We start from the raw sequence: 16,414 nt of genomic DNA on the forward strand, positions 1-16,414 counted from the left end.
GGGAGCGAGCCTGCTCGCGAAGGGGTCGGCACCCACACCGCCTATTTTGAAAGGGTATGAACATGCTCCAACTGATCCTCGGCGGCGCCCGCTCGGGCAAGAGTCGCCTGGCCGAAAAACTCGCCGCGAGCACAGGCTTGCCGGTGACTTACATCGCCACCAGTCAACCCCTGGACGGCGAAATGAACGAGCGTGTCGCCCAGCACCGCGCCCGGCGCCCCGCCGAATGGGCGCTGGTGGAGGAACCGTTGGCGCTGGCGCGGGTGCTGGAAGAAAACGCCGCACATGATCAATGCCTGTTGGTGGATTGCCTGACGCTCTGGCTCACCAACCTGCTGATGCTTGATGACGCCGACCGGCTGGTCGCCGAGCGTGAAGCGCTGCTGGATTGCATCAGTGCGCTTCCTGGCGAGGTCATATTCGTCAGCAACGAGACCGGCATGGGCGTCGTGCCGCTGGGGGAGTTGACCCGTCGTTATGTCGATGAAGCCGGTTGGCTGCATCAAGCCCTGGCCGAACGTTGTCAGCGCGTCGTGTTGACCGTCGCCGGCTTGCCCCTGACCCTTAAAGGAACTGCGTTATGAATCACCGCTGGTGGCTGGACCCGTGCAAGCCCGTCGATACCCAAGCGCTGGAACAGGCCGCGGCCCGTCAGCAACAGCTGACCAAACCGGCCGGCTCCCTGGGGCGACTGGAATCGATGGCGGTGCAACTGGCGGGCCTGCAAGGGCAGGTCAAACCGAACCTTGACCGGTTGTGGGTTGCGATTTTCGCCGGTGATCATGGCGTCGTGGCCGAAGGTGTCTCGGCGTATCCCCAGGAAGTCACCGGGCAGATGTTGCTCAACTTCGTCAACGGCGGCGCGGCCATCAGCGTTCTGACGCGGCAATTGGGCGCGTCCCTGGAAGTGATCGACCTGGGCACTGTAACGCCTTCGCTGAATTTGCACGGCGTGCGCCATTTGAACCTGGGTCCTGGCACGGCGAATTTCGTCCGGGGGCCGGCGATGACCCTGGCGCAAGGCGAACAGGCCCTGCAAGCCGGACGCGACAGCGTGGCGCGCGCGGTCGCGGCTGGAACGCAATTGTTCATCGGCGGCGAGATGGGCATCGGTAATACCACTGCCGCCAGTGCCCTGGCCTGTGCCTTGCTCGATTGCCCGGTGACGCACTTGGTCGGGCCGGGCACGGGCTTGGACGCGGCAGGTGTCAGCCGCAAGGCCCAGGTGATCGAGCGGGCCCTGGCGTTGCACGGTGGTGCGAGCGGCGACCCGTTGCAGACATTGTTCAACCTCGGCGGTTTCGAAATCGCGGCGTTGGTCGGTGCGTACCTGGCCTGCGCTCAGCAGGGCGTCGCCGTGCTGGTGGATGGGTTTATCTGCAGCGTAGCGGCGCTGGTGGCGGTGCGGCTCAATCCCGGATGCCGCCCATGGCTGCTGTTCGGTCATCGCGGTGCCGAGCCGGGTCACCGGCACGTGCTGGAAACTCTCGGCGCCGAACCGCTGCTGGACTTGGGCTTGCGCCTGGGCGAGGGCAGTGGCGCGGCGCTGGCGGTGCCGTTGTTGCGCCTGGCCTGTGACCTTCACGGGCAGATGGCGACGTTTGCCGAAGCGGCCGTGGCGGATCGCCCGGCATGACCTTGCGCCTGGACCTGCTGCGTCACGGTGAAACCGAGCTGGGCGGCGGCTTGCGCGGCAGCCTCGACGACGCCCTGACGGCCAGGGGCTGGGAGCAGATGCACGAGGCGGTCGCCCAAGGCGGGCCGTGGGATCGCCTGGTGTGCTCGCCATTGCAGCGATGCGCTCGTTTCGCCGAACAACTTGGCGCCCGGCTTGGCGTTCCGGTGCAGGCGGACAAAGACTTGCAAGAGTTGCATTTCGGCGCCTGGGAAGGTCGCAGCGCGGCGGCATTGATGGAGACCGACGCCGAGGCCCTCGGTCGCTTTTGGGCCGATCCTTACGCCTTCACACCTCCCGGAGGTGAGCCGGTATTGGCGTTTTCGGCGCGGGTGCTGGCGGCGGTCGAGCGCTTGCACCTCGCATATGCCGGTCAGCGCGTGTTGCTGGTCAGTCATGGCGGCGTGATGCGCTTGCTACTGGCCCAGGCCCGGGGGTTGCCACGCGAGCAATTACTGAATGTCGAAGTCGGCCATGGTGCGCTGTTTTCCCTGGCGGTGTCCTCCGGCCCCGTGCTTAGAGAGGCTGGCTGAGCATGTTGCCCTTCTGGATCGCCCTGCAATTTCTCAGCAGCTTGCCGATTCGCTTGCCGGGCATGCCTGAGCCCCGCGAGCTGGGGCGTTCGCTGTTGTTCTATCCCGTGGTGGGGCTGTTGTTCGGCGGTTTGCTGTGGTTGCTCGATGCGCTGTTGGCGGGCGCGCCGGTGATGCTGCATGCCGCGCTGCTACTGATGGCGTGGGTGCTGCTCAGCGGCGGGCTGCACCTGGACGGCCTGGCCGACAGCGCCGATGCCTGGCTCGGCGGTTTCGGCGATCGTGAGCGTACGTTGCTGATAATGAAGGATCCACGCAGCGGGCCGATCGCCGTGGTCACGCTGGTGCTGGTGTTGCTGCTCAAATGGACCGCGCTGGTGGCGCTGATCGAGCAGGAGGATGCGTTGGCCTTGCTCGTTGTGCCGGTGCTGGGGCGTAGCGCCTTGCTGGGGTTGTTCCTCACCACGCCGTATGTGCGTGCCGGTGGGCTGGGCCAAGCGTTGGCCGATCATTTGCCGCGCCGCTCGGGCTGGCAGGTGTTGTGGGCCGGAGCGCTGGGGTGCGTGCTGGTGATGGGATGGGCGGGGCTGTGGACGTTGGCGGTCGCCGTGCTGGTATTTATCGGTTTGCGCCACATCATGCTGCGCAGGCTGCAGGGATGCACCGGCGACACCGCGGGCGCCTTGCTGGAATTGCTGGAAATGGCGGTTCTGGTGGCGTTGGCGTTGAGCTGAATCCCGGCTTGTCAGCGGTCAGGGCCTCATTTAAATTTGCATTCATTTAGTCGCGGGTATATACACGCATCATGCTTCCTTCCCAATGTCTGTGCATCAACCTGCGTCGCGCCGCGCGTGGCGTCAGCAGGTACTACGACGGCGCTCTCGATGGCTTCGGGATCAACGTTGCCCAGTATTCTTTGCTCAATAACCTGGCGCGCCTGGACCAGCCGAGCATTTCGTCCCTGGCCGAGGCCATGGGCCTGGACCGCAGCACCCTAGGGCGCAACCTACGGGTGCTGGAAGGCGAGGGGTTGGTGAAGTTGGCTGAGGGCGACGATTTGCGCAACCGCATCGTTGTGCTCACCGAGGCGGGAAATGCCCGGTTGGCGGCGGCATTGCCGGCCTGGGAAGCGGCACAACAGAAATTGATCGACAAGCTCGGTGCCGAAAAGCGCGCGACCTTGCTGGCCTTGCTGGATGAGTTGGCGTGACGCCGGTTCGTCCGATGATAAGTGGGTATATACCCGCGACCGGAGAATAAGAATGACATCGATGTGGCGTACCTGTGGTTGGGTCCTGGTGGGCAGTGCGTTGATCCTGGCGTTGTCCCTGGGCGTGCGGCATGGCTTCGGGTTGTTCCTGGCGCCGATGAGCGCCGAATTCGGCTGGGGCCGGGAGGTGTTTGCCTTCGCCATCGCTTTGCAGAACCTGATCTGGGGCCTGGCGCAGCCTTTCACGGGCGCCCTGGCGGATCGCTTCGGTGCGGCAAAAGTGGTGTTGATCGGTGGTGTCCTGTATGCGGTCGGCCTGGTCTTCATGGGCATGGCCGACTCGCCCTGGTCATTGTCGTTGAGCGCCGGCCTGTTGATCGGCATCGGCCTGTCCGGCACTTCGTTCTCGGTGATTCTTGGTGTGGTCGGGCGGGCCGTGCCGCCAGAGAAACGCAGCCTGGGCATGGGCATCGCCAGCGCGGCCGGCTCGTTTGGCCAGTTCGCGATGTTGCCGGGCACGCTGGGGCTGATTGGTTGGCTCGGCTGGTCCGCGGCGCTGTTGGCGCTGGGCCTGCTGGTGGCGTTGATCGTGCCCTTGGTCAGTATGCTCAAGGATGCACCGGCACCCCTGAGCGGCAACGAGCAGACCTTGTCCGAAGCGTTGCGCGAGGCGTGCAGTCATTCCGGTTTCTGGCTGTTGGCGGTCGGTTTTTTTGTCTGCGGTTTCCAGGTGGTGTTCATCGGCGTGCATCTGCCGGCCTATCTGGTGGACCAGCACCTGCCGGCCAGCCTCGGCACCACCGTGTTGGCACTGGTCGGTCTGTTCAATATCTTCGGCACCTACACCGCCGGCTGGCTGGGCGGGCGCATGTCCAAGCCGCGCCTGCTGACTGGCCTGTACCTGGTGCGGGCGGTGGTGATCGGCCTGTTCCTGTGGTTGCCAGTGACGACGACCACGGCTTATCTGTTCGGCATGGCGATGGGTTTTCTCTGGTTATCGACGGTGCCATTGACCAACGGGACGGTCGCCACGTTGTTCGGTGTACGAAATCTCTCGATGCTGGGTGGGATCGTGTTCCTGTTCCACCAGTTGGGCTCGTTCCTCGGTGGTTGGCTGGGCGGCGTCGTGTACGACCGCACGGGCAGCTACGACTTGATCTGGCAGGTGTCGATTTTGCTCAGCCTGCTCGCGGCTGCGTTGAACTGGCCGGTGCGTGAGCGCCCGGTTGCCCGCCTGCAAGCCCAGGCGGGTGCGGCATGAGCCGCGTCGGCCCATGGTTGATCGCAGCCGGCGCCGCCGCGCTGCTGGCGGTCGCCTGGTGGGGCTGGCGCCAGGGCGGGTTGGCTTTGATGCAGCTGGGCATGGGCAGCTGCTGACGTGTGGACGGCATCGGGCGCGCGGAGTAACGTCGTGGTCTGACAGGCTTACAAGGAAAATCCGACATGATGCGTTGGTTTGCTGTTCCCACCCTGTTGCTGGCTATGACCGGGCATGTATGGGCGGCTGAATGCCCGTCACTCTTGGAGGGTTCGCTGCCCAAGCTGCGGGCCAAGGAAACCGTCGATTTGTGCCAGCGTTTCGCTGGCAAACCCTTGGTGGTGGTCAACACGGCCAGCTTCTGTGGGTTCGCTCCACAATTCAAAGGGCTCGAGGCGCTTAATCAGCGCTATAAAAGTGAAGGGTTGGAAGTGCTGGGCGTGCCGTCCAACGACTTCAAGCAGGAATCCAAGGACGGCGCGGAGACCGCCAAGGTTTGCTACGTCAACTATGGCGTGACCTTTACCATGACCGAACCGCAACCGGTACGGGGCGCGGATGCCATTCCCTTGTTCAAGCACCTGGCCGAACAGTCCAGCGCGCCGAAATGGAATTTCTACAAATACGTCGTGGATCGCCAGGGCCAGGTGGTTGGCAGTTTTTCCAGTCGGATAAAACCCGACGATCCTGATTTCATCAAGGCGGTGGAGACGGCTATTGCTTCCAAACCTTGATCCTCAACCACGAAAAAGCCCCGCTTTCTTTACAGAGAGCGGGGCTTTTTTTTCGCTTCAGGTGGCGACCGGCTGTTTATGCCTGCTCGCCGTGGATCATCAGAAGCGGTAGGTTGCGCCGACGCCGAAGCCGTTGGCGCTGTTTTCGTATTCAGCGTTGTAGGCCTGGCCCAGGGCGTTGGCTCTGTTGACGTTGACTTTTTCTTCCTTGAGATAGGAATAGGCCACGTCGATGGTCAGGTCGTCGGTTGGGCTCCAGCCGGCACCCAGGCTGAAGATGGTCCGGTCGCCGGTAGGAATGCGAGGCGAACGGTCGGCGTTGTTGGTCGGCGCCTGGTCGAAGGAAAGTCCGGTGCGCAGTACCCATTGCTTGTTCAACTGGTAGGAGGTACCGATGGCGTAGGCCCAGGTGTCGTGCCAGTTCTGTTCTTCGGTGATGGTGCCGAAGAGGGTTGGGTTCAATGCGCCGCCGCCGGTGATGTCGTTGTTCACGGTGATGTCTTTCAGGCGGCTCCAGCGAGTCCAGGTACTACCGGCATAGACAGTCCAGGCATCGTTGATTTCCTGGGTTACCGAGAAATCGACCGATTCTGGGGTAGTGATGTCGAGGGAGGCGTCATAACGAGCACCGATGAGAACACCAGGAAACGCGGGGGTGCCGCCTGGGCTCACTTCTGTATGACCATCCAGCTTGTATTTAACCTTGGAGTGGTAGGTGAGGCCGACGCGGGTGGTATCGGTGGCCTGGACCAGCAAACCGATGTTATAGCCATAGCCGATGTCATCGCCCTTGATCTTCACGTCGCCGTTGGAAGAGAACCCAGTGACGTCCAGAGACGACTCTAATGAACCCGAAATCCGGTTGATAGTCGGGCCAAAACCGATCGACACCTTGTCATTGAAGGCGTAGCTGATGGTTGGCTGGAAGGTCACGACCTTCACTTCGCTCTTGCTGCCGAAATTGCGGCCCTGGAAGCTGCTTTCGTAGTCGGTGATCAGGCCGAAGGGGGCGTAGACGCCCAGGCCGAATGCCCATTGATCGTCGATTGGCTTGACGTAGTAGCCCATCGGAACGCCGGTGAACGGGACCATGTCGCCATCGTTCGTACCGGACTGGGTGCCGCTGGCATCGTTGATGTCGGTGGATGCGTCGATGACGGCGAAGCCGCCGGTGACTTGTTGGCGCTTGAGGCGGGACATGCCAGCAGGGTTGGCAAACACGGTGCTTGCATCATCGGCAGAAGAAGAACGACCCGCGAAGCCAGTGCCCATGCCACTGATGCTTTGTTCGTTCAAGGCAAAGCCACTGGCGAAAATTTGGGTGGATGCCAAGGTAACGGCAAGGCCAAGGGTGGTTTTGAGCATCATTTTTTTCATTGTTAGAACTCCAGGTGATCACCGGGGCGAAAATTACCAACATTTTTGCCCAAGCGCTATAGCTTGTATGGCTTGATTTAGAAGGGTTTTGTAGGACAATCCGACCAAAATCGTCGCAGTTGTAGGAAGTTTCCTTTTTTCCATTCAGCAAGCGACCTGGTTCAAGGGTGAAACACAGTTTTGCCACGCGCAGGTGAAGTCCCGCAGGCGACCAGTGGGATGAAAAACCTGGCGCCAGATGCGGGCCATGGCCAGCAAATCGTTTGAATCGGAAAGCGGGGTGGCGTGTTCCTCCACCAGCAACCAAGCGATGGCCGTGGCGTAGCGCAAATTGACGGTCAATTCCTGATGAGGGCCGCTCAGGAAAGCATGCTGGCTCGCCAGGCCTCGCACCAGGCTGGCTCGTTCCGGATCCAACGCCAGGTAATCGTCCCACAGGGCTTGATGGCGCGGTTCAGTGATGCGGTACAAGCCGTGCCCACGACGATCGTGCAACGCGGCGCCCAGGCCTGATTGACTGGCGGCGATCCCCAGCAACAGGTTTTCCGCCGTTGTGCTGTGGCTCCCCAGGTAAAGGAGCGTCGGGCGGATCACATAACGACACAGTTCGCTGGCAGCGATACCCATAAAATCCTCGAAACGGGAAATGGGCGGAGCCTGACGGTGTGGGCTTGGCAGCGGGTGGATCGGATCAGGCTCCGCCGAAGCGGATCATGCCGCTCGAGTTGAAGTGTAGTGTCATATCTGCGCTGTAAAGGCCTGTTTTTAAACCATGTTCATCGAACGGTTATGACCGTTATAGCTGTTTGTACTTAAGCCGTTGCGCTTTATCGAGAAATGCCGGGCAATAAAAAGCCCCGCGTTTTGGGCGGGGCCTTGGATGCTTCAGTGTCCTGGCGTGTCAGGCAACGAGCGCCTGACGGGTACGCTCGATGACCGCCTGCAGCGGTTCTGCGCTGGAGTACTGGTCTGGATACAAGCGTTCGCTGTGACGGGCGATGCCGTGTTCGTTGACCAGCGTGAAGCTGAAGCAGCCTTTGCGAGCGGCCATGATCAGGCAGTTCATTGGAGCAAAGGCGTTGGTTAGGGTGCGGATGGCATCCTGTGTCTGGATTTGATTAGACATGTTATGGGGTGTTCCTACAAATGACACGATTAAGAACCGTGCAACGTTAAAACGTTCCAGTAACGTCGACCACCATTGGTCGAACGAAGAACCCGACTGGAACAAAGCAGCCAGTTTGAGCGCTATAAAAGAGCGCGCTTGGGCTGGCAGGTAGGTACTTAGGAGGGCAGGCAACACATCGAGGGCAAAGGTTCTGGGCCCGGGGTGAAGATCCTGATCAATTTGCAGGTTGGTTCGGTCAGAATAATGAGCCTGTCGGCAGCTTCGGATTCGTTCGAAGTGCGCAGCGCGAGCATTACCTGGAAACCATCGAGGGGGGCGGTCTCTTTTTCGGCAGGCTTCCCGTGGGGATAGCTGACCGCTGAGATGTTTCCGACCCGGAATTGACTTTCAGCTTGGTACTAACGCCGCGGATACTATCGAATCAAGCCGCTTTAGGGAAGGCCGTTGGTCAGAAAAATGCCGGTGCTGCCGCTGGGGCGCGAAAGCGCGCAGCGTGTAAAAGTCTGGGATCGGGGCTTTTCCACAGGGTCTTGAGCGCCAGATGCGTCAAAAAAGCGCAGCGATATAACCACTTCAGCTGTTACTTGTACACACTCCTATGGGCCGCTGTCACCGTATTTTCATCTTTGAACAATCCGGGGCGGGTGCCTGTATCCAAAATTTAAGTCAATGAAAAACATCGCTTTTTTTTACTGGTGAAAAAATCGACAGTTTGAGCGCAGGCCCCGTTCCATAGGGCTTGCGGCGAGTTCAGGGTAGGTTGTCCACTGAGTTATCCACAGCTTCTGTGGATTGTCCCAAGCGCTTGCTCTAGAACGGGCGTGCCGGTTTTTTTCGACTTTACCCGTACGAAAAAAGGAGTAGAGTGGCGCGCCTTCCGATCTGTCCCGTAGTGCGTTATGAAGTTTCGCTCAGTATCAAATCCTGTTACCTCCGTACCCTCAGGTGTTACCCCTCCCAAGCGCATATCGATGCGAGTTGCCGAGTGGCTGCTGGACAGCCCGAGCCTGGGAGAGCGTCCCAGCGTCAAGCACCTGGCTGGACGCCTGCTCAAACAACCGGCGCGCGAAGGCGTGGTGGCCGCACAGAGTCGCCTCGGTCAGCTGATGTGCCGCGAATGCGGCAATGCACGGGACCGGCGTATTGGCCAGGACCTGCTGCGCCAGGCCGCGCGGGCCGGCGATCATCGTGCCCGCCAGGCATTGGGCGAGATCGAAGACTGAGCTGGGCAACGCCGGGTTGCTTGGTTAACCTTCGGGCTTTATCTCTTGCGCGGGAATTGTCATGGCGATGGATTTGACCAGCCTGTTGCTTGGCCTGGCAGGCGCTGCGGTGCCGCTGTTGGCATTGGCCTGGCACCTGCAACGCCAGGCAAGCGCGGCACAGACCGAGCTGGCGTTGATGGAAGAACGCCTGGCGACCGCCCACATGGCACACGATGGGTTGAATGCCCAGCTCGATGCCTGCCGCGACGAAATCAGTGACTTGGGCCAGGCCAATGCCGCCAGGCAAGCCGAGCTTGCGGCTGCGTGTCGCGAGGTCGAACTGCTGCAGATCGAGCGTGACAACGCAAGGGACGCGGCGCATGCCTGGAACCTGGAGCGTGCCAATAAGGAAGCTGAATTGCGACGCCTGGATGCCCAGGCTGCTTCGTTGCAGGCCGAATTGCGCGAACAGCAGGAAAGCCATCAGCAGCGCCTGGACGATCTTCAAGGCTCGCGGGACGCATTGCGGGCCCAGTTCGCCGAGCTGGCGGGAAAAATCTTCGACGAGCGTGAACAGCGTTTCGCCGAAACCAGCCAGCAGCGCTTGGGTCAGTTGCTCGACCCACTGAAGGAACGCATCCAGTCCTTTGAAAAACGCGTCGAGGAAAGCTACCAGGCCGAGGCCCGGGAGCGATTTTCCCTGGGCAAGGAACTGGAGCGCCTGCAACAGCTGAACCTGCGCCTGAGCGATGAAGCCACCAACCTGACTCGTGCGCTCAAGGGTCAGAAGACCCAGGGCAACTGGGGCGAGTTGATTCTCGAGCGGGTCCTGGAACATGCCGGCTTGGAGAAGGGCCGCGAATACCAGACCCAGGTCAGTCTCAAGGGGCCGGATGGCGAACGGTTCCAGCCGGACGTATTGATTTATCTGCCCGGCGACAAGCAGGTGGTGGTCGATTCGAAGGTCAGCCTCACGGCCTACCAGCAATATGTGGCGGCCGAAGACAATGCCATCGGCCAGTTGGCTCTCAAGCAGCACGTCGTGTCATTGCGAGCCCACGTCAAAGGCTTGGCCGGCAAGGACTACAAGCGTCTGGACGGTCTGCACAGCCTCGATTTCGTCTTGCTGTTCGTGCCGATCGAAGCGGCATTTTCCGCAGCCTTGCAAGCCGAGCCGAACCTGTTCCAGGAAGCTTTCGACCGCAACATCGTGATCGTCAGCCCGACCACGCTGCTGGCGACGCTGCGGGTGATCGACAGCTTGTGGAAGCAAGAGCGCCAGAGCCAGAACGCCCGGGAAATCGCCGAACGGGCGGGGTGGCTGTATGACAAGTTCGTCCTGTTTATCCAGGACCTGGACGAAATCGGCAGTCGCTTGCAGCAGTTGGACAAAGCCTACAGCGCCGCACGCAATAAGCTGACGGAAGGGCGCGGCAACCTGGTCAGCCGCAGCGAGCAGTTGAAACTGCTCGGCGCCAGGGCGAGCAAGAGCTTGCCTACGGAGTTGCTTGAACGGGCGATGGCGGACGTGGATGGGTTGCCAGAGGAGACCGGCGAAGAAAGCCAGGGTCAGTAACCTCCAAGGTTTGCACGGGCCCCTGTGGCGAGGGAGCTTGCTCCCTCGCCACAGGGGTTTACTTTTCCCCCTATTACAACGGCAAGTGCCGGCTCAACAACGCCCTCAACGCCGCCGGCTTCACCGGCTTGGCCAAGTAATCCAATCCCGCCGCATGCACCTGGGCCACGGTCTCGGGCCGGCCATCGGCACTGATCACCACTCCGGGCACCGGCTCGCCCATGCGCGTGCGCAACCAGGCCATCAGTTCGGTCCCGGTTTCGCCGTCGTCCAGGTGAAAATCCACCAGCGCCAGTTGCGGCCGCCCGCCCTGGGCGAGCCAGCGCTCGCATTCTTCACGATTACGCGCCGTCCATACGCGGCACCCCCAGCGGGTCAGCAGGCTGTTCATGCCGATCAGGATGCTGTCTTCGTTATCGACACACAGCACCTGTGCGCCGCTGGGCAAATGGCCGTTGGCTTCGATCACGACAGTGGGCTCGACGGCTTGGCTACTGGCCAATGGCACGCTGACGCTGAACACGCTGCCGCGCCCTGGCCAGGAACGCACGCGCAAGGTATGGCCGAGCACGCGACACAGTCCATCGGCAATTGCCAGGCCGAGGCCGAGCCCTTTTTCGGCCCGGGTCTGATGGCTGTCCAGGCGTTTGAATTCTTCGAAGATGACCTGCAGCTTGTCTTCGGCGATCCCCGGCCCGCGGTCCCAGACCTCCAGACACAGCTCGCCGTTGCCCCGGCGCACGCCTAGCAGCACCGGGCCCTTGGCGTAGCGGAAGGCATTGGTGAGGAAGTTCTGCAGCACGCGGCGCAGCAGCTTGATGTCGCTGTCGATCCGCAGCCGCGAGCCGCGAACCCGGAATTTCAAGCCTTGCTCTCGAGCCAGCACGGTGAACTCGGCGCCGAGGGTATCGAATAGATCATTGAGGACAAACGGCTTGCGGTCGGGGTTGATCTTGCCGTTTTCCAATCGGGAGATGTCCAGCAGGTCCGTGATCAAGTCCTCGGCCGAGCGCAACGAGCTGTCCAGATGTTGCACCAACTGCCGGGCTTCGCTCGGCAAGCCGTCGTGCTGATGGGAAAGCGCGGCGGAGAACAGGCGCGCGGCGTTGAGAGGCTGCATCAAGTCATGGCTGACAGCGGCCAGAAAGCGGGTCTTGGACTGGTACGCGGCTTCGGCCGTGCTCTTGGCTTCGGTCAGCGCGAGGTTGAGTTGCGACAGTTCGCGGGTGCGTTCGGCCACCCGCTGTTCCAGCCCTTCGTTGGCTTCGGTCAAGGCCTGTTCGGCTTCGCGGTAAGCAGTGATGTCCGTGAAACTCATGACGAAACCGCCGCCGGGCATCGGGTTGCCGATCAGCTCGATCACACGGCCGTTGGGGAACAGGCGTTCCGAGGTGTGCGCGCGGCCCTGGCGCATCCAATGCAGGCGCCGGGCGACATGGACTTCGGCCTCGCCCGGGCCACAAAGGCCGCGCTCGGCGTTGTAGCGGATGATGTCGGCGATCGGCCGACCGACGCTGATCAAGCCGTCGGGGTAGTTGAACAGTTCCAGGTATCGACGGTTCCAGGCCACGAGCCTGAGGGACTGGTCGACCACGCTGATGCCCTGGGTGATGTTTTCGATGGCGCCTTGCAGCAGCGCTCGGTTGAATTGCAGCACTTCGGACGCTTCGTCGGCGATCCGCACGACGTCTTCCAGTTGCATCTCGCGGCCTTCGATGGCCGCTTTCACCACGGCTCGCGTCGACGACGCGCCGAGTACACCGGCCAGCAGCCGCTCGGTATGGGCGATCCATTCGCTGTCGGCGTTCTGGCTCGGGTTGAAGCCTTTGCCTTGGCGATAGGCAAAGCGAATGAAGCTCTGGCGCGCCCGTTCTTCGCCGACGAAGCGGGCCGCCAGCTGCAACAGATCCTCGATCTGGACCGCCAGCATCGAGCGAGGATTGGGTCGGGCGCTGATTTCCTGACCGATGAAGCGTCCAGCCTGCCAATGCTCCGACACACGTGTGCGCGACAGGACCGAAACCCAGGCGAACAATATGAAATTGCCCGCCAGGGACAGGACGACACCTTGGGTCAGCGGCGTGATCGGCAAATCCAGCGGATTGCCATGCAGCCAGGCCAGGCCGGGGAAGCTGCTCAGTGACCAGCCCAGGCTATGGGCGGCGATCGGCAGCACCAGCGTGTAGAACCACAGGAATATGCCCATGGCGAGGCCGGCGAACACGCCGCGTCGATTCGCCTGTTTCCAGTACAGCGCGCCGATCATGGCGGGTGCCAGTTGCGTCACGGCGGCGAAGGCGATCTGGCCGATGGTGGCCAGGCTCGCGGTCGAACCCAGCAGCCGGTAGCTGACATAAGCCAATAGGAGAATCGCAACGATGCTCACCCGGCGTACCGACAGCATCCATTGGCGGAACACTTCGAAAGGCCGCTCGGCGTTGTTGCGGCGCAATAGCCATGGCAGCAGCATGTCGTTGGAGACCATGGTCGACAGGGCGACACTCGCCACGATGACCATGCCGGTGGCGGCCGAGGCGCCGCCGATGAAGGCCAGCACCGCCAGCGCCGGATGGGCCTGGGCGAGTGGCAGGCTGATGACGAACGAATCCGGCAGTACCGAGCTGGGCAACATCATTTGCCCGGCGAGGGCGATCGGCACCACGAACAGGGCGGCCAGGGCCAGGTAGGCGGGGAACACCCATTTGGCCAGGCGCAGGTCCTGGGGTTCGATGTTCTCCACCACGGTGACGTGGAACTGCCGTGGCAGGCAGATGATCGCCATCATCGCCACGCCGGTTTGCACCACCATGGACGGCCAGTTGATGGTCTCCTTCCAATACTGCTCCAACCGTGGCGCGAGCATCGCCTGGTTGAACAGGTCGTCGAAGCCGTCATAAAGGCCAAACGTGACGAACGCGCCAACCGCCAGGAAGGCGAACAGCTTGACCAGCGATTCAAAGGCAATCGCCAACACCATGCCGCGGTGGTGCTCGGTGGCGTCGAGGTTGCGAGTGCCGAAGACGATGGTGAACAGCGCCAGGATCAGCGAGACGATCAACGCAGTATTCTGCGCTCGGGTGCCCATGGCGTCGGCACCGGCGCCGATCAACAGGTTCACGCCGAGCACGATACCCTTGAGCTGCAAGGCAATGTAAGGCAGCACGCCGACCAGGCAGATCAGGGCGACCACCACTGCCAGTGATTGGGATTTGCCGTAGCGGGCGGCGATGAAGTCGGCGATGGAGGTGATGTTCTCCTGCTTGCTGATCATCACCATCTTCTGCAAGACCCACGGCGCCAGTACCAGCAGCAGGATCGGCCCGAGGTAGATCGGCAGGAATGACCAGAGCTGTTCGGCGGCCTGGCCCACGGCGCCGAAAAACGTCCAGCTGGTGCAATACACCGCGAGCGACAGGCTGTAGACCCACGCGCGCACACGTGGTGGCAGCGGTGTGCTGCGTCGGTCGCCGTAAAAGGCGATGGCAAACATGATGGCCATATAGGCCAGGGCGACAACGGCGATCAGCCCGCTGGACAGCGACATGGAAACTCCCAGACAAATACGCCCGGGCTTGGGCCCGGCAAGACAGTCTCGCACGCCCGCTCGGGTTCGTCAGTGTCGACCAAGGTCGAGGCGTGGCGGGGTGTCGCGGGTGGGATTTTTTTATGCAGCGATGTTGCCGGCCTCATCGCGAGCAAGCTCGCTCCCACAATGGCTATTTATCGAATACAAGATTTGTGGCACACCGAAATCCAATGTGGGAGCGAGCTTGCTCGCGATGGCATTTTCACTGATCCAACGCCATATCCACCAACCGATACAGCTCCTCGACCTCCAGCGGCGCGGTGGCGAAGAGGATGCGAAACACCGTCGGCGCCACGATCACGTTCACCAACCGCTCGATCCCGGGATTCGGCTCGTCGGGATAACGATCCAGGATGATCTGCAACTGGCCGCTGATAATGCCCACGCAATACCCCGGCGTGGCGCAAGCCTGGATGTCACGCATCATATTGCGGCCAGGTTCTGAACTCATCTCGTCGAGGTATTGCTCGGCCCAGGCGCGCAGGTCGCCGCGCAGGCTGCCAGTGTTGGCTGGCTCGCTGTCCGGGCGCATGCGCGCGATGGCAACATCGGCCAACAGCGCCGGCAGATCGCCCCAGCGCCGGTAGATGGTGGACGGCGTGACCCCGGCGCGCGCGGCGATTTGCGGCACGGTCAAGGTGGCGCGGTCCTGCTCCTGGAGCAGGGCGCGTACCGCCGAGTGAATCGACTCCTGAACCCGGGCACTTCTGCCGCCGGGGCGTAAACCTTCTTTAATAGCCATGCATCGGACCTTAACACAAAGAATTTGCTTTAAGCGCATGCCGGTAGCACACTCCGCAAAAGCAAAAAATTAGCTTTTATGAATCTCCTCGTGGAGCGTGCCCATGTCTCGTCCAGCTTCGACCCGCGCCAGTCTCATCTTCCTGGCGATCACCTTGCTCGGTTTTCTGGCGGCCTCCAGCGCGCCGACGCCGTTGTATCACCTCTACCAGGAACATCTGCAGTTCTCTCCGGCGATCCTCACGCTGATCTTCGGTGTGTATGCGTTCAGTCTGTTGGCGGCCTTGCTGGTCGTCGGCTCGTTGTCCGATTACCTCGGTCGCAGACCGGTGATCTTCGCGGCATTATTGCTCAACATGCTAGCGATGCTGCTATTCATCAATGCCGACAGTGTGGGCTGGTTGATGGGCGCGCGACTGATACAAGGCTTCGCCACCGGCATGGCCACCAGTGTGCTGGGCGCCGCGTTGCTCGACTTCGATCGCCAGCAAGGCCCCCTAGTCACCAGCGTTGCGCCCCTGCTGGGCATGGCGTGTGGCGCGATGGGGTGTGGCCTGCTGGCAGAATTTGCGCCGATGCCGTTGCAACTGACTTATTGGCTGCTGCTGGCGTTGTTTCTGGTCCAGGCGGTTTATCTCTGGCGCCTGGCCGAAAGCGTTAGCCCGCAGCCCGGGGCCTGGCGGTCGTTGCGCCCCACCTTGCATGTGCCGGTCCAGGCGCGGCGCGCGTTGTGGCTGATCCTGCCGCTGGACCTGGCGGCCTGGGCGGTCGGTGGTTTCTATCTGTCCCTGGCGCCGTCCCTGGTTCGCGCCGCCACCGGTTCGACATCGAACCTGATCGGCGGCTCGCTGGTGGCCGTGCTGACACTCAGCGGCGCATTGTCGATCTACATGTTGCGTAACCGCGCCGCGCAAATGATGCTGCGTCTTGGCGCGACGCTGCTGGTGCTTGGCCTGGCCCTGGTGTTGATGGCCGTACACGCGGCCAGCCTGCCGTTGTTTTTCATCGGCACGCTGGTGACCGGCAGCGGTTTCGGCGCGGGATTCATCGGCGCGCTGCGCAGCATCATGCCCTTGGCCTTGCCCCACGAGCGGGCTGGCTTGATGTCGGCGTTCTATGTGCTCAGCTATCTGGCCTTCAGCCTGCCATCGTTGCTGGCGGGGAATCTGACCCGTATTTTCGGCCTGATTCCGACCACGGACGGCTACGGCGCGGTGTTGATTGTCATGGCCGCCGGCGCGCTGGTGGGCTTGTTGCGTGAACCCGCACGGCCGCTGGCGGACGGGCTTCGGCCCTGATTGCTTATCTATAGAACAGAATAGATATAGAGAAATTACCCGTTATATAGATATTCGATCCGGTTCTAGCATAGCTCCACCTCATCCGAGGA

The 16,414-nt window shown here is 61.8% G+C and carries 15 protein-coding genes; 10 read left to right on the forward strand and 5 right to left on the reverse strand.

The annotated features are described in order from the left end of the window. Positions 1 to 62 precede the first annotated feature (62 nt). The 7 genes from cobU (at position 63) to J3P90_RS06680 (ending at position 5,410) form a co-directional block, all read left to right on the forward strand. Entirely contained in the window at positions 63 to 584 is a 522-nt protein-coding gene (cobU, locus tag J3P90_RS06650) for a bifunctional adenosylcobinamide kinase/adenosylcobinamide-phosphate guanylyltransferase (RefSeq protein WP_420767519.1), read from the forward strand. Beyond that, the gene (cobT, locus tag J3P90_RS06655) at positions 581 to 1,636 is read left to right on the forward strand and encodes a nicotinate-nucleotide--dimethylbenzimidazole phosphoribosyltransferase (RefSeq protein WP_434607268.1); all 1,056 of its coding nucleotides are present in this window, start codon (positions 581 to 583) and stop codon (positions 1,634 to 1,636) included. The genes cobU and cobT overlap by 4 nt, the downstream gene beginning before the upstream one ends. Next, positions 1,633 to 2,208, forward strand: coding sequence for an alpha-ribazole phosphatase family protein (gene cobC, locus J3P90_RS06660; protein ID WP_434676001.1), 576 nt, complete (start codon positions 1,633 to 1,635; stop codon positions 2,206 to 2,208). The genes cobT and cobC overlap by 4 nt, the downstream gene beginning before the upstream one ends. A gap of 2 nt (positions 2,209 to 2,210) precedes the next feature. Beyond that, the gene (locus J3P90_RS06665; RefSeq protein ID WP_434607264.1) at positions 2,211 to 2,942 is read left to right on the forward strand and encodes an adenosylcobinamide-GDP ribazoletransferase; all 732 of its coding nucleotides are present in this window, start codon (positions 2,211 to 2,213) and stop codon (positions 2,940 to 2,942) included. 71 nt (positions 2,943 to 3,013) lie between these two features. Beyond that, entirely contained in the window at positions 3,014 to 3,418 is a 405-nt protein-coding gene (locus J3P90_RS06670; protein WP_030142382.1) for a MarR family winged helix-turn-helix transcriptional regulator, read from the forward strand. A gap of 52 nt (positions 3,419 to 3,470) precedes the next feature. Beyond that, positions 3,471 to 4,679 (forward strand): MFS transporter, encoded by a 1,209-nt coding sequence (locus J3P90_RS06675; protein ID WP_434676002.1) that lies wholly within the window; start codon positions 3,471 to 3,473, stop codon positions 4,677 to 4,679. A gap of 182 nt (positions 4,680 to 4,861) precedes the next feature. Then, entirely contained in the window at positions 4,862 to 5,410 is a 549-nt protein-coding gene (locus tag J3P90_RS06680) for a glutathione peroxidase (RefSeq protein ID WP_434676003.1), read from the forward strand. 99 nt (positions 5,411 to 5,509) lie between these two features. Here the strand turns inward: J3P90_RS06680 and J3P90_RS06685 are convergent, their stop codons facing one another. The 3 genes from J3P90_RS06685 to J3P90_RS06695 form a co-directional block, all read right to left on the reverse strand. Beyond that, positions 5,510 to 6,787, reverse strand: coding sequence for an OmpP1/FadL family transporter (locus J3P90_RS06685; protein WP_434676004.1), 1,278 nt, complete (start codon positions 6,785 to 6,787; stop codon positions 5,510 to 5,512). Between the two features lie 144 nt (positions 6,788 to 6,931). Next, positions 6,932 to 7,414 carry a hypothetical protein gene (locus tag J3P90_RS06690; RefSeq protein ID WP_434676005.1) on the reverse strand — a complete coding sequence of 161 codons (483 nt, stop codon included), beginning with the start codon at positions 7,412 to 7,414 and terminating at the stop codon, positions 6,932 to 6,934. A gap of 274 nt (positions 7,415 to 7,688) precedes the next feature. Beyond that, positions 7,689 to 7,913, reverse strand: a complete 225-nt coding sequence (locus J3P90_RS06695) for a hypothetical protein (protein WP_249875763.1) — start codon at positions 7,911 to 7,913, stop codon at positions 7,689 to 7,691. 902 nt (positions 7,914 to 8,815) lie between these two features. On the opposite strand from J3P90_RS06695, the gene J3P90_RS06700 reads away from it, so the two are divergent. Both J3P90_RS06700 and rmuC read left to right on the forward strand, forming a co-directional pair. Continuing rightward, positions 8,816 to 9,139, forward strand: coding sequence for a hypothetical protein (locus J3P90_RS06700; RefSeq protein WP_080942569.1), 324 nt, complete (start codon positions 8,816 to 8,818; stop codon positions 9,137 to 9,139). 175 nt (positions 9,140 to 9,314) lie between these two features. Beyond that, positions 9,315 to 10,697 carry a DNA recombination protein RmuC gene (gene rmuC, locus J3P90_RS06705; RefSeq protein ID WP_434611644.1) on the forward strand — a complete coding sequence of 461 codons (1,383 nt, stop codon included), beginning with the start codon at positions 9,315 to 9,317 and terminating at the stop codon, positions 10,695 to 10,697. Positions 10,698 to 10,770: 73 nt separating this feature from the next. On the opposite strand, the gene J3P90_RS06710 is transcribed toward rmuC, so the two are convergent. Both J3P90_RS06710 and J3P90_RS06715 read right to left on the reverse strand, forming a co-directional pair. Beyond that, positions 10,771 to 14,241: a hybrid sensor histidine kinase/response regulator gene (locus J3P90_RS06710; protein WP_434676006.1), complete on the reverse strand. Its 3,471-nt coding sequence runs from the start codon at positions 14,239 to 14,241 to the stop codon at positions 10,771 to 10,773. A 244-nt stretch (positions 14,242 to 14,485) separates the two neighbouring features. After that, a complete protein-coding gene (locus J3P90_RS06715) occupies positions 14,486 to 15,025 on the reverse strand; it encodes a TetR/AcrR family transcriptional regulator (protein ID WP_420767880.1) in 540 nt (179 codons plus the stop codon). Positions 15,026 to 15,128: 103 nt separating this feature from the next. On the opposite strand from J3P90_RS06715, the gene J3P90_RS06720 reads away from it, so the two are divergent. After that, positions 15,129 to 16,322: an MFS transporter gene (locus J3P90_RS06720; RefSeq protein WP_420767879.1), complete on the forward strand. Its 1,194-nt coding sequence runs from the start codon at positions 15,129 to 15,131 to the stop codon at positions 16,320 to 16,322. Positions 16,323 to 16,414: the final 92 nt, after the last annotated feature.

Source organism: Pseudomonas sp. D3-10, from assembly GCF_051132175.1.
GTDB lineage: Bacteria > Pseudomonadota > Gammaproteobacteria > Pseudomonadales > Pseudomonadaceae > Aquipseudomonas.

What these genes read in the sequence shown, in the direction of transcription:
- J3P90_RS06695 (WP_249875763.1), bottom strand. Translation starts at nt 7,913, where the DNA reads ATGTCTAATCAAATCCAGACACAGGATGCCATCCGCACCCTAACCAAC.
- J3P90_RS06675 (WP_434676002.1), top strand. Translation starts at nt 3,471, where the DNA reads ATGACATCGATGTGGCGTACCTGTGGTTGGGTCCTGGTGGGCAGTGCG.
- J3P90_RS06665 (WP_434607264.1), top strand. Translation starts at nt 2,211, where the DNA reads ATGTTGCCCTTCTGGATCGCCCTGCAATTTCTCAGCAGCTTGCCGATT.
- J3P90_RS06700 (WP_080942569.1), top strand. Translation starts at nt 8,816, where the DNA reads ATGAAGTTTCGCTCAGTATCAAATCCTGTTACCTCCGTACCCTCAGGT.
- J3P90_RS06710 (WP_434676006.1), bottom strand. Translation starts at nt 14,241, where the DNA reads ATGTCGCTGTCCAGCGGGCTGATCGCCGTTGTCGCCCTGGCCTATATG.
- J3P90_RS06680 (WP_434676003.1), top strand. Translation starts at nt 4,862, where the DNA reads ATGATGCGTTGGTTTGCTGTTCCCACCCTGTTGCTGGCTATGACCGGG.
- J3P90_RS06690 (WP_434676005.1), bottom strand. Translation starts at nt 7,414, where the DNA reads ATGGGTATCGCTGCCAGCGAACTGTGTCGTTATGTGATCCGCCCGACG.
- cobT (WP_434607268.1), top strand. Translation starts at nt 581, where the DNA reads ATGAATCACCGCTGGTGGCTGGACCCGTGCAAGCCCGTCGATACCCAA.
- cobC (WP_434676001.1), top strand. Translation starts at nt 1,633, where the DNA reads ATGACCTTGCGCCTGGACCTGCTGCGTCACGGTGAAACCGAGCTGGGC.
- J3P90_RS06685 (WP_434676004.1), bottom strand. Translation starts at nt 6,787, where the DNA reads ATGAAAAAAATGATGCTCAAAACCACCCTTGGCCTTGCCGTTACCTTG.
- J3P90_RS06720 (WP_420767879.1), top strand. Translation starts at nt 15,129, where the DNA reads ATGTCTCGTCCAGCTTCGACCCGCGCCAGTCTCATCTTCCTGGCGATC.
- cobU (WP_420767519.1), top strand. Translation starts at nt 63, where the DNA reads ATGCTCCAACTGATCCTCGGCGGCGCCCGCTCGGGCAAGAGTCGCCTG.
- J3P90_RS06715 (WP_420767880.1), bottom strand. Translation starts at nt 15,025, where the DNA reads ATGGCTATTAAAGAAGGTTTACGCCCCGGCGGCAGAAGTGCCCGGGTT.
- J3P90_RS06670 (WP_030142382.1), top strand. Translation starts at nt 3,014, where the DNA reads ATGCTTCCTTCCCAATGTCTGTGCATCAACCTGCGTCGCGCCGCGCGT.